We start from the raw sequence: 11,693 nt of genomic DNA, 5'->3' as shown, positions 1-11,693 counted from the left end.
GGGTCGTCGAGCCCCTGGAGCAGCAGGAAGGGCGCGGTGAGCGAGGCCGTGTGGTGTCAGGTGCGCGGCCCATCCTCCAGGAAAAGGCAATCATGCATGTTTCCAAGCGGAACGTCCTGTGGACGTTCCTGTGCTGTGGCCTCGGCGTGGCCATGGTCTCCCTCGACAACCTGGTCGTCATCACCGCCCTGCCCGCGATCCGGGAGAGCCTCGGCGGCGACATCCAGCAACTCGAGTGGACCGTCAACGCCTACACCCTCACCTACGCCGTCCTGATGCTCCCCGGCGCGGCCCTGGGCGACCGGTTCGGGCGCAGGCGGATGTTCGTCGTGGGACTCGGCGTCTTCACCGCCGCGTCCGCCGCGGCGGCGCTCGCCCCCGGCATCGGTGCGCTCATCGCGGCCCGTGCCCTTCAAGGGCTCGGCGCCGCCGCCCTGATGCCCCTCAACCTGACCCTGCTCACCGCCGTGGCCCCGGCAGCCCGCCGCGGCGCCGTCCTCGGGGCGCTGAGCGCCGTCGAAGGGCTGGCCATCGCGATGGGGCCGCTCGTCGGCGGGGTGATGGTGGAGCACCTGACCTGGCAGTGGATCTTCTGGATCAACGTGCCGATCGGGCTCGTCCTGCTGCCGCTGGGCCGCTGGAAGCTCACCGAGAGCCGCGGCCCCAACTCCCGGCTGGACCTGATCGGGACCGTACTGGCCGGCGTCGGTCTGTTCGGCGTCGTCTTCGGGCTCATCCAGGGCCCCACGGACGGCTGGACCAGTCCTCCCGTCCTGACCGCGCTGGCGGGCGGCTCTCTCGTCCTGGTGGCGTTCGTCGTCTGGGAGCTCCGCACGGAGATGCCCATGTTCCCGATGCGGCTCTTCCGCCACCGGGTCTTCAGCGGGATGAACGCCGCGGGGCTGCTGATGTTCGCGGGCATGTTCGGCTCGGTCTTCCTCCTCACCCAGTTCTTCCAGGGCCCGCGGGGCTACTCCCCGATGGAAGCGGGCCTGCGCATCCTGCCCTGGACCGCGGTACCGATCTTCGTCGCACCGCTGGTCGGATTCCTCTCCGACCGGATCGGCAGCCGGACCATCGTCGCGATCGGCCTGACCTTCCAGGCCTGCGGGCTCGGCTGGATCGCCGCCCGTGTGTCACCGGAGGTGGACTACGTGTCCCTGATCCCCGCCCTGGTCATGTGCGGGCTCGGCATGACCTTCTACTTCTCCCCGACCGCGAACCTCGTGATGAGCTCGGTCGACGCCCAGGACCGGGGGATGGCCTCGGGGGCGGTCAACTCGCTGCGGGAGCTGGGCGGTGTCCTCGGAGTCGCCGTACTGGCCTCCGTGTTCACCGCGCACGGCGACCTCGTCACGGCGGACGGGTTCACCGACGGCATGGTCCCCGCCCTGTGGACCGGTGCGTGCCTCATCGCCGTCGGCGCTCTCGCCGTCCTCACGACGCCGAGACGGCCGGGCGCGGGCCGGGCCGCCGAGAACGGCGCGGGCCTGAAGATCTCCGGCGCCGAGAGCGCCCAGGCCTGACGCCGGCCGCACCGAGAACCCCGACCACCAAGGCGTTTTCCACGCTCAGCACGAAGGGAGAGACCGATCACCGCATCCGTCCGCGTCCTGCTCGTCGACGACCGAGCCATCACCCGGACCGGCATCCGGGCCATTCTCGATCAGGACCGGGCCATCGAGGTGGCCGGTGAGGCCGCCGACGCCGCCGAGGCCGAGCGAGAGGTGCTGCGCCTCGGTCCCGGAGTGGTGCTCGCCGACGCCCAGTCACCCGGTCTCGACGTCGTCGGCCTGGTCAGGGCCCTGGCCGCACGCCACGGTGACTCCATGCCGGGGGTCCTGCTGACGGCCCAGGGCACCGACGGCACCGCGAGAGAAGCCCTGCGCGCCGGAGCGAAGGGCGTGGTGCTGAGCAGCGCCACACCGGAGCAGCTGGTGGCCGCCGTCCACATGGTCTCGGCGGGGTACGCCGTCCACGTCGCCCCAGGGCTCCGGCACGGCACCGGCGGCGAAGAGCCCTGGCCGATGACGGTCTCGCGCCCCGGGGACGACCCGTACGGCGCCCGTGCCGGTCTGCTGACCCGGCGCGAGCGCGAGGTGCTGCAGCTCCTCGCCCGCGGCCTCAGCAACGCCGAGATGGCCGCCGAACTCGTGGTGAGCGAGAGCACCGTCAAGTCGCACGTGCAGAACCTGCTCGACAAGCTGCACCTGCGCAACCGGGTGCACGCCGTGATCTACGCGCACCGGACGGGGCTGGCGTCCGCGGCCTGCGGCTGCTCCGGCCCGCCGAGGGCCGGAGCGGCCTGAGTACGGCCGTGGACGGCGGGACCCGGGCGGGAGGGCCGCCTGCGTCCGCCCGGAAATCCCACGCGCAGACGGAGCCCCTGCCGGACCGGTGTCCGGCAGGGGCTCCGTGCTCAGCTCAGTGCTTCCAGCAGATAGCCGCGCCGGCTGGCGGTACGGACCCGCAGCCCCAGTGGCAGCAGTCGGCGCCGGATCCTCATCACGTGCAGGTCCAGGGCGTTCCGGCTCGCCGTGCTGCCCCGTGTGCTCAGGAGCGTGAGCAGCTCGTCGCGGCCCACCAGGCTGCCGAAACGCTGCACCAGAGGCCTTAACAGGTACATCTCGGTCGGGGACACGGGCACGACGCGGCTGCCGTACCTGAGCAGTCCGTCATGGTCCAGCGCCGGCACGTCGTGGGAGGAGGCCCTGGCGCGCAGGGCGGAGATGCGCGCGGCGAAGTCCTCCCGTGTGATCGGGGACCGGACCCAGTCCTCCCGCACGTCCGTCGACACGGGTGGAGTCGCCCCGTTCTCGATCACGAGGAGGCGGAGGGCGCCCTTGTCCCGGAAGTGCTCCAGCTTCGACGCCTCGAGGGGCCAGCGGACCACTTGAACCTGTTCCTCGACCGAGGACGAGTGAGGCCTTTTGGTGTGCGGCACGAATCTCCCTTTCTGATTTTTGCATGAGAACGGGAAAGCCGTCCGTAACCCCTGGTGTCACCGTACATTTGCTTTAGTGTTGAAATGCACTGGACCGAGGTGGCGGGAGCTGTTCTCTGCAGCCTCTTTCTTCACTATGCAGCATTCCTGAGTGTTGTGGCAATGAGGAATAATCGAAGGCATTGTAGGACAAGTCAGAAAGAATTTGATCATGGTGCTGAGCTCGGCATACTGGGCGTGCGAGGAGAGTGGAGCGCCCTCTTCGTCGTCGCATTATGCGCCCCCGCGCCCCCCTCTGGCGGGAGGAATCCGCTAAAAGGGGGAGTCGATAATTCGACAGAATAGCCGAGGCGCAGAAGGGGTGGTGTCGCTTAGCTTGAGTTGTGGTTGCGGGGGAGAGGAATCCGCGGCCGGTAACTCGTCTCTGCCGCGTGGTATTCCGTGGGTAACGGCATTTTCAAGCCACACGCGGTGCAAAGCAATGGGGAGCTGGTATGTGTGTGACTGTGGAATCGAATGCATTTCACGGCGGGGAGGAGAGCGGCCGGAGAGGCGGCACGGACCGCGCGGCCGGTCCCGGCGAGGCAGCCCTGGGGGGCGTCGGCGCCTTGGAGAGCATGAGCGCTCAGGGGGGCACGGACACCGCCCTCACGCACCCGGCCGCCCACGACGACCCGGGCCAGGTGGCGGGAGCCCTCGATCTGATGCTCGCGGTCGCCCGGCTCACGGTGGCGGGGCTCAGCAGGCGCGCCTGGTCGGCCGAGGGCGTGGGCGAGAGGAGCCGTCGTGCGGCGTACGGGCGGTGAGACCGCGCGTCGCGCCGGCGGGCCGATGAACGACGTGCTGGTGACGGGCATGGGGGCCACGACCCCGCTCGGCGCCGATGTCGCGGGCACCTGGGGCGGGCTGCTGGAGGGCCGGTCCGGCATCACGCCCATCGATGCCCCCTGGGTCACGCGGCTGCCGGTCCACATCGCGGGCAGCATGCTCCAGGACCCCTACGCCGAGGTGGACCTGGTGCAGAGGCGCCGGCTGGACCGGAGCCAGGCCGCGGCGCTGGTCGCGGCCAGGGAGGCGTGGTCAGACGCGGGACCGCCGGAGGTCGAACCCGAACGGCTGGCCGTCGTCGTGGGCACCGGAATCGGAGGAGCGCTGACCATACTGGAACAGCACGACCGGATGGGGGAGCGGGGCCAGCGCGCGGTGTCCCCCTACACCGTCCCCAGGCTCATGCCCAACGGCCCCTCGGCGGTGGTGAGTCTGCTGCTGGGAGCGCGGGCGGGAACCCACGCCCCGACCAGCGCCTGCGCCTCGGGGGCCGAGGCGATCGCGGTGGGCGCGCTGCTCATCAGGGCCGGCCGCGCCGATGTGGTGGTGGCCGGTGGCACGGACGCCTGCATCCATCCCCTCTCGCTCGGCGCCTTCGCACAGATGCGCGCCCTCTCACTGCGCAACGACACCCCCCACCAGGCCTCCCGGCCCTTCGACCGGGACCGGGACGGCTTCGTGATGTCCGAAGGAGCGGGAATGGTCGTGCTGGAGCGTGGTGACTTCGCGCGGGCGCGCGGCGCCCGTGTGCACGCGACGTTGGCGGGGGCCGGTGTCACGTCCGACGCCCACGACATCACGCTGCCCGACTCCGCCGGGCAGGCGCGCGCCATCGAGGAGGCCTTGCGTGACGCGGGACTGACCGGCGGCGACATCGGCCATGTCAACGCACACGCGACCGGGACGCCCCAGGGGGATGTCGCCGAATCCCGAGCGGTGACGGCCGCCGTGGGTGATCATCCGGTGGTCACCGCCCCGAAGTCCGCCACGGGCCACCTCCTGGGTGCCTCGGGTGCCGTGGAGGCGATCCTCACGGTGCTCGCTCTCGAGGAGTCGGTCGTACCCCCGGTGCGCAACCTCGAAAAGCCGGGCGACGGCATCGGCCTCGACCTCGTGACCGGAGCCCCGCGCCGGATCGACGCCACCGCGGCGCTGTCGACGTCCTTCGGCTTCGGCGGCCACAACGTGGTGCTGGCCTTCACCCGTGACTGAGCACCCGGCGGGCGTGCCCGCCGGCCCGTCCCGGAGCCCCGGACCGAGGCGCACGGCCGCGCCGCTACCGGGCGGCGGCCCGCTCCCGCACCGCGACCAGGTGACGCGCGACCTCGTCGGGATGCGTGAGCTGGGGATAGTGCCCGGCCGACGCGATCTCGGTGACCGGGAGCCCGGTCGGCTCGGCCAGTGGGTCCCGCTCCCCGACGACGAGCTCCACCGGCACCTCGACACGCTGCAGGGCGCTCCGAAGGGCGCCGCGCCTGCCGTATGCCGAGCGCAGGGCCGCGACCACCCTGACCGCCGCCCCGGAACGCCGCAGGTCCGCCACCGGACCCTCCAGATGACCGTCGTGCGGCAGCCCGAGCGATCCCGCCAGCCGTTCGGCGGTCATCCGGCGCAGCACCGGCACGGCCAGAGGGGAGCGCATCAGCCATGAGGACGGCGGCTGGAGGAAGGCCGGGGAGACGAGGACCAGCGCTCCCACGCGCTCGGGATGCCTGAGCGCGTAACGCACGGCCGGTCCGCAGGAGTAGGAGTGCGCGACCAGCACCGGCCGGGTGCCGAGCGGAGAGAGGAAGGCCGCCAGCCAGTCGTCGTGGGACTGCCGGGCGGGCCCTGACCGCCCGAACCCGGGCAGATCGGCGGCCAGGGAGGAACCGTCCACCCGGTCGGTCACCCTCGACCAGGAGTCCGCGTCGACCGGAAGGCCGTGCAGGAACACATAGTCCGGACGCTCCCGGTCGCCCACCACCCAGGTCCTGTCCCTCCCCACCTGTTCGAATCCGTACGGCGCGCTCGGTGCCCGGACCCGGCCGAAGCGCGCGGCCACCAGATCATCGGTCCACCCGCGCAGGGCGTCGCCCACCGGGGGCATCTCCAGATCGCAGGACTCGGCGAACTTCCGTGCGGCCGAGGTGTCGTACCGGTCGGTGGAGAGGAAGGACAGCGTCTCGGGGTCCGCCTTGGTGAGGGCGCGCGGCAGCCGCTTCAGGAGCTCGACGGGAACGAAGCGGCGCGGAGCCCGCACACCCATGTGCCCGGCGAGCAGCGAGACGAGCTGCGGAAGAGGGGGCGTGGTGTCGTCGAGCACCCAGTAGGTGTTGCCCGCGCTCTCCTGATGCTCGGGAAGCGAGGCCAGGAACCGTACGAAGTAGGTGAGTTCGACGACGGGGAGGAAGATGTCCGGGCCGCCGGGGAGGGCGGCGAGACGGCCCCGCCACAACTCCCCGACCAGGTCCGCCAGGCCGACGTACTGCCCCGGGCCGATCACCGTGCTGGGGTTGGCGACGGTCAGCGGAACGCCCAGCTCCCGAGCCCGTGCGCGCGCCGTCGCGTCGCCCTCGCGTTTGGAGGCCTCGTAGGCGCCGTCCCGCTGGTAGTCGGGGGAGTCCGCGTCGGCCGCGGCCATGCGGTAGCCGCTGATGTGCACCACCCGGCGCAGCTGCGGGCGGGCGGCGGCCCACTCGATCACATGCGCGGCGCCGTCCACGTTGACCGCTCTGGCCTCGGCCGGGTCGATGCCGAAGGCGAAGCGCGCCGCCGTGTTGTACACGTCGCGCACGTCGTCCATGCCCTGCTCCGGCAGGCCCAGTCCGGGCCGGGTGATGTCGGCGTGGACGACGGTCAGCCGGCGGGTGTCCACCTGCTGTTCCGCGAGCCACCGCGTCAGCCGGTCGCCGCTGCCGTGCACGGCGGCGGCGACGTCCTGGCCGCGGCGCAGGAGTTCCACCACCAGGGAGCGGCCGATGAAACCACCAGCACCGAGGACGACCGAGTTCGCGGGCATGCCATCTCCTTGCGGCCGGGCACGAGGTGACGTCTGGCGTCGGGGGAGGGAGGGGCGCGGCAGACCCGCGCACCTCTGCCACCGTACCGGCAATCTCACTCTGCGTGAACACCTCTGGGCACAGAGTCACTCGAAAGCGCGTCGCGCCCTGCGGTGGCGGAGCCGCAGGACACCCCGCGCGGGGCGTCGCGCGCACGGGCAGAGCCGGGCGCCGCCGCCCCGCCGGGCCCCCGCCCGCCGGCCGCGCCGTCCCGGGCGTTCCGGCCCGCCGGGCCCCGGGCGTACGGCCGCGTCGCGCCCGGCCGCCCGTCGTACGCGCCCGTCGTGCCCGGCCGCCCGGCGGACGGCACCGCACCGACTCGCGTCCTGACATCACCGAGACACGCCACCTGGGAGGTACCTCCATGCAGCTCCCCCATCTCCGCCCCACCGTCCGCGACCACCCGGCGGGCCGAAATCCGCGGGCGCGGCAGTGGCCGCGCCGGCAGGCGGTGCCGATCCTCCTCGGCTTCCTGTTCCTCCTCGCCGTGGTCTCCGCCCCGGACGGCCGGCCCCTGCGTACCGCTTACTCCGGAGGGGATCAGGGTGCCGGGTACGCGCGTTGGGAGCGTGCCTTCGTGGCCTCCGCCGACCACCCCGACGCGCCGCCACCCGGCGCCGACGACTGGGACTGCGTACCGAGCGCCCGCCATCCCAGGCCCGTCGTCCTCGTGCACGGTACGTACGAGAACGCCTACAGCAACTGGAGCGCTCTCTCGCCCCGGCTCAGGGCCGAGGGCTACTGCGTCTTCGCCGGAAACTTCGGCGCCCCGCGGGGTGACGTGGTCAAGGGCCGGGCGGCCGTGCCCCGGTCCGCCGCCGAGGTCGCCCGCTTCGTCGACCGGGTCCTCGACCGGACCGGAGCCCGCCAGGTCGATCTGGTGGGCCACTCCCAGGGCGGCGGCATTCTGCCGCGCTACTACCTGAAGTTCGCGGGCGGCAGCGAACCGGGCGATCCCGCCCGCAACAAGGTGCACCACCTGATCGGCATCGCACCCGCCAACCACGGCAGCACCGTCTCGGGGCTCGCCACGCTCGCCCGGCGGCTGCACATCCTCGCCCCGGTCGCGGAATTCGGCGGGCAGGCCCTGGCCGACCAGACGATCGGCTCGGCGGTCAACCGCCGGCTCGATGACGGCGGCGACACCATGCCCGGTGTGCGCTACACGACGGTGGTCACCCGGTGGGACAGGATCGTCACCCCCTACGAGCGCCAGTACCTCAGCCCCGCCCGCTCCGGCGGCCCGGTCACCAATCTCACTCTCCAGGACGTGTGCCCCGGCGACCGCACGGGCCACATGGGCAGCCCGTACGACCCGGTCGTCCTGCAACTGGTGAGCAACGCCCTGGACCCCGCCGCCGCGCGGCGGCCCGACTGTGCCGACGTGCCGACGGACCGGGGCTGAGGCTCGCCCCGCAGGCGGACGGTGATCTCAGGACCTGAACGCTGGATGGCGGAACGGGAAAGCGGGCCCGGCACGGCAGGAGGCCCTGCCCCCGCTCCGGGGAGCGGGGGCAGGGCCTCCGTGTCACTCGCCTACGCCGAGGCCGGCGGATACAGCGCGCGCGGCAGCCCGGACGCCGCGGCGGCGTCCAGCAGCCACAGTGTGCGGCTGCGGCCGTAGGCCCCGGCCGCCGGTGCCTGGATCTCCCCGGCACCGGAGAGGGCGATCTCCGCCGCCTCCGCCTTGTCCTCACCCGCGGCCAGCAGCCACACCTCGCGCGCCGCCCGGATGGCGGGCAGCGTGAGCGTGACCCGGGTGGGAGGCGGCTTGGGGGCGCCGTGCACACCGACGACGGTGCGCTCCGTCTCCCGCACCGCGGGCAGCTCCGGGAAGAGCGACGCGACATGCGTGTCCGGGCCCACGCCCAGCATCAGCACGTCGAACGTCGGCACGGGCCCGTGGTCCTCCGGGCCCGCGGCGGCCGCCAGTTCGGCGGCGTACCCCGCGGCTGCGGCGTCCGCGTCGCCTCCGTACGGCCCGTCCGACGCCGGCATCGCGTGGACCCGGGACGGGTCCAGCTCCACCTTGTCCAGCAGGGCCTCGCGGGCCTGCGTGACATTGCGCTCCGGATCGCCCTCGGGCAGGAACCGCTCATCGCCCCACCACAGGTCGAGCCGCGACCAGTCGATCGCGTCCCGCGCGGGCGACCCGGCGAGCGCGGCCAGCAGGCCGTTGCCGTTACGCCCGCCGGTGAGGACCACCGAGGCGGAACCGCGGGCGGCCTGGGCGTCCACGATCTTCGTGATCAGCCGGGCCGCCGCGGCCTGTGCCATCAGCTCCTTGTCGCGGTGCACGACGAGCTGCGGAGCACTCACTTCGACGCCGCCTTCTTGGCCGCCGCCTTCTTCGCGGCGGGTGCCGCGGCACCCGCCGGCTCCGGACGCTTCTGCCCGGTACCCACGGACGAGGGCTCGGTGGGACCGCCGAGGCGCTCCACGCCGAACTTCACCGTGGACTCGTAGATGTTGTCCGGATCCAGACGGCGCAGCTCCTCCGCGAGGAGCTCGGCGGTCTCCCGCCGCTTCAGCGCGACCGCGCGGTCGGGCTGACCGGCCATGCAGAGCGTGGCGAGCGAGCCGTCGGGACGGTCGAGGACGATCGTGCCGCTCTTGCTCTCCATCCGGACGGCCGTCAGGCCGGGGCCGTTGGACAGGATGCGCTCCACCGGCACCCCGAGCCGGTCCGCCAGCCACATGGCCAGCAGTTCACAGCTCGGGTTGTCGGACTCGCCCTCGACCGTCGCCGAGACGACCTGCGCGGGCTGCTGGTCGAGCGCCGCCGCCAGCATCGAGCGCCATGGCGTGATGCGCGTCCACGCCAGGTCGGTGTCACCGGGCTGGTACGTCGCCGCGCGCACCGCCAGCTCGTCGAGCGGGTGCTCGGCGGAGTAGGTGTCGGTGATGCGGCGCTGTGCCAGTGCGCCCAGCGGGTCCTTGGCCGGGTCCGCGGGGGCGTCCTCGGGCCACCACACCACGACCGGGGCGTCCGGCAGGAGCAGCGGCAGGACGACCGACTGGGCGTGGTTGGCCAGCTCGCCGTGGAGCCGCAGCACGACCGTCTCGCCCGAGCCCGCGTCGGAGCCGACCCGGATCTCGGCGTCGAGCCGTGCGTCGCGCTTGGCACGCGGCGACTTGCTGACCCGCTTGATCACCGCGATGATCCGCGACGGGTGCTCCCGGGACGAGTCGCTCGCCGCCCGGAGCGCGTCGTAGGCGTTCTCCTCGTCGGTGACGATGACGAGGGTGAGCACCATGCCGATGGCCGGCGTGCCGATGGAGCGGCGCGCCGAGATCAGGGCCTGGTTGATCTTGCTGGACGTGGTTTCCGTGAGATCGATCTTCATGGCCGGCGCCAGCTCCGTCCGTCGCGTGCGAGCATCTCGTCGGCCTCGGCGGGACCCCAGGTGCCTGCCGCGTACTGGGCGGGCTTGCCGTGCTTGTCCCAGTACTCCTCGATCGGGTCGAGGATGTTCCAGGAGAGCTCGACCTCCTGGTGGCGCGGGAAGAGGTTGGCGTCGCCGAGCAGGACGTCGAGGATGAGCCGCTCGTACGCCTCGGGGCTGGACTCGGTGAAGGACTCGCCGTAGGCGAAGTCCATCGTGACGTCCCGTACCTCCATGGAGGTACCGGGCACCTTCGAGCCGAACCGGACCGTGACGCCCTCGTCGGGCTGCACCCGGATGACCAGGGCGTTGCCGCCGAGCTCCTCCGTCGCGCCGGACTCGAAGGGCAGGTACGGGGCGCGCTTGAAGACGACCGCGATCTCGGTGACACGGCGGCCGAGGCGCTTGCCGGTACGGAGATAGAACGGCACGCCCGCCCAGCGGCGGTTGTTGATCGTCAGCTTGATCGCGGCGAAGGTGTCGGTCTTCGACTTGGGGTCGATGCCGTCCTCCTCCAGATAGCCGAGCGCTTCCTCGCCGCCCTGCCAGGCGTGGGCGTACTGCCCGCGCACCGTGTGCTTGCCCAGGTCCTCGGGCAGCTCGACCGCCGTCAGCACCTTGAGCTTCTCGGCGACCAGGGCCTTGGGGTGGAAGGAGCCGGGCTCCTCCATCGCCGTCAGCGCCAGCAGCTGGAGCAGGTGGTTCTGGATGACGTCACGGGCCGCGCCGATGCCGTCGTAGTAACCGGCCCGGCCGCCGATGCCGATGTCCTCGGCCATCGTGATCTGGACGTGGTCGACGTACGACCTGTTCCAGATCGGCTCCCACATCGTGTTGGCGAACCGCAGCGCCAGGATGTTCTGGACGGTTTCCTTGCCGAGGTAGTGGTCGATACGGAAGACCTCGTTCGGCGGGAAGACGTCGTGCACGAGCTGGTTCAGCTCCTGCGCGCTCTCCAGGTCGTGGCCGAACGGCTTCTCGATGACGGCCCGGCGCCAGGTGCCTTCCTTCTGGTCGGCCAGCCCGTGCTTCTTGAGCTGCTGGACGACCTTGGGGAAGAACTTCGGCGGCACCGACAGGTAGAAGGCGAAGTTGCCGCCCGTTCCCTGCGCCTTGTCGAGCTCCTCGATCGTGCTCTTGAGCGTCTCGAAGGCCTCGTCGTCGTCGAAGTTGCCCTGGACGAAACGCATGCCCTGGCTGAGCTGCTGCCAGACCTCCTCGCGGAAGGGGGTGCGGGCATGCTCCTTGACGGCGTCGTGGACGACCTGGGCGAAGTCCTCGTCCTCCCAGTCGCGGCGCGCGAAACCGATGAGCGAGAAGCCCGGCGGCAGCAGGCCGCGATTGGCCAGGTCGTAGACGGCGGGCATCAGCTTTTTACGGGACAAATCGCCCGTGACGCCAAAGATCACCAGGCCCGACGGCCCCGCGATACGCGGGAGCCGTCGGTCCTGAGCGTCACGGAGCGGGTTGGCTCCGGGAACACCAGACAAGGTG

10 protein-coding genes are annotated in these 11,693 nt (G+C 71.9%); 5 read left to right on the top strand and 5 right to left on the bottom strand.

Translation table 11 applies throughout. From position 1 onward, the window contains the following. Positions 1-92 precede the first annotated feature (92 nt). Together ACWCQM_RS29560 and ACWCQM_RS29555 are read left to right on the top strand one after the other, a co-directional pair. Positions 93-1,526: an MFS transporter gene (locus ACWCQM_RS29560; RefSeq protein ID WP_450918152.1), complete on the top strand. Its 1,434-nt coding sequence runs from the start codon at positions 93-95 to the stop codon at positions 1,524-1,526. Between the two features lie 66 nt (positions 1,527-1,592). Beyond that, complete coding sequence (locus ACWCQM_RS29555) at positions 1,593-2,309, top strand: LuxR C-terminal-related transcriptional regulator (RefSeq protein ID WP_450918157.1); 717 nt, start codon at positions 1,593-1,595, stop codon at positions 2,307-2,309. 110 nt (positions 2,310-2,419) lie between these two features. On the opposite strand, the gene ACWCQM_RS29550 is transcribed toward ACWCQM_RS29555, so the two are convergent. Next, complete coding sequence (locus ACWCQM_RS29550) at positions 2,420-2,893, bottom strand: winged helix-turn-helix domain-containing protein (protein WP_450918151.1); 474 nt, start codon at positions 2,891-2,893, stop codon at positions 2,420-2,422. Between the two features lie 668 nt (positions 2,894-3,561). Here ACWCQM_RS29550 and ACWCQM_RS29545 point away from each other — a divergent pair. Continuing rightward, complete coding sequence (locus ACWCQM_RS29545) at positions 3,562-3,750, top strand: hypothetical protein (RefSeq protein WP_450918150.1); 189 nt, start codon at positions 3,562-3,564, stop codon at positions 3,748-3,750. Between the two features lie 25 nt (positions 3,751-3,775). Continuing rightward, positions 3,776-4,984, top strand: a complete 1,209-nt coding sequence (locus ACWCQM_RS29540) for a beta-ketoacyl-[acyl-carrier-protein] synthase family protein (protein WP_450918156.1) — start codon at positions 3,776-3,778, stop codon at positions 4,982-4,984. Positions 4,985-5,048: 64 nt separating this feature from the next. Here ACWCQM_RS29540 and ACWCQM_RS29535 read toward each other — a convergent pair whose 3' ends face one another. After that, positions 5,049-6,773: an alpha/beta fold hydrolase gene (locus tag ACWCQM_RS29535; protein ID WP_450918149.1), complete on the bottom strand. Its 1,725-nt coding sequence runs from the start codon at positions 6,771-6,773 to the stop codon at positions 5,049-5,051. Between the two features lie 404 nt (positions 6,774-7,177). On the opposite strand from ACWCQM_RS29535, the gene ACWCQM_RS29530 reads away from it, so the two are divergent. Beyond that, positions 7,178-8,218 carry an esterase/lipase family protein gene (locus ACWCQM_RS29530; RefSeq protein ID WP_450918148.1) on the top strand — a complete coding sequence of 347 codons (1,041 nt, stop codon included), beginning with the start codon at positions 7,178-7,180 and terminating at the stop codon, positions 8,216-8,218. Between the two features lie 131 nt (positions 8,219-8,349). Here the strand turns inward: ACWCQM_RS29530 and pgl are convergent, their stop codons facing one another. Genes pgl through zwf form a run of 3 tightly spaced genes read right to left on the bottom strand, consistent with a single transcriptional unit; the run spans position 8,350 to position 11,689 of the window. Beyond that, the gene (gene pgl / locus ACWCQM_RS29525) at positions 8,350-9,132 is read right to left on the bottom strand and encodes a 6-phosphogluconolactonase (protein ID WP_450918147.1); all 783 of its coding nucleotides are present in this window, start codon (positions 9,130-9,132) and stop codon (positions 8,350-8,352) included. Continuing rightward, positions 9,129-10,160: a glucose-6-phosphate dehydrogenase assembly protein OpcA gene (gene opcA, locus ACWCQM_RS29520; protein ID WP_450918146.1), complete on the bottom strand. Its 1,032-nt coding sequence runs from the start codon at positions 10,158-10,160 to the stop codon at positions 9,129-9,131. Before opcA ends, pgl begins: the two co-directional genes overlap by 4 nt. Next, positions 10,157-11,689: a glucose-6-phosphate dehydrogenase gene (gene zwf, locus ACWCQM_RS29515; protein WP_387900819.1), complete on the bottom strand. Its 1,533-nt coding sequence runs from the start codon at positions 11,687-11,689 to the stop codon at positions 10,157-10,159. Before zwf ends, opcA begins: the two co-directional genes overlap by 4 nt. Positions 11,690-11,693 lie beyond the last annotated feature (4 nt).

The organism is Streptomyces sp. NPDC002125 (genome assembly GCF_053593715.1).
This window is presented reverse-complemented; position numbering and strand designations above follow the sequence as displayed.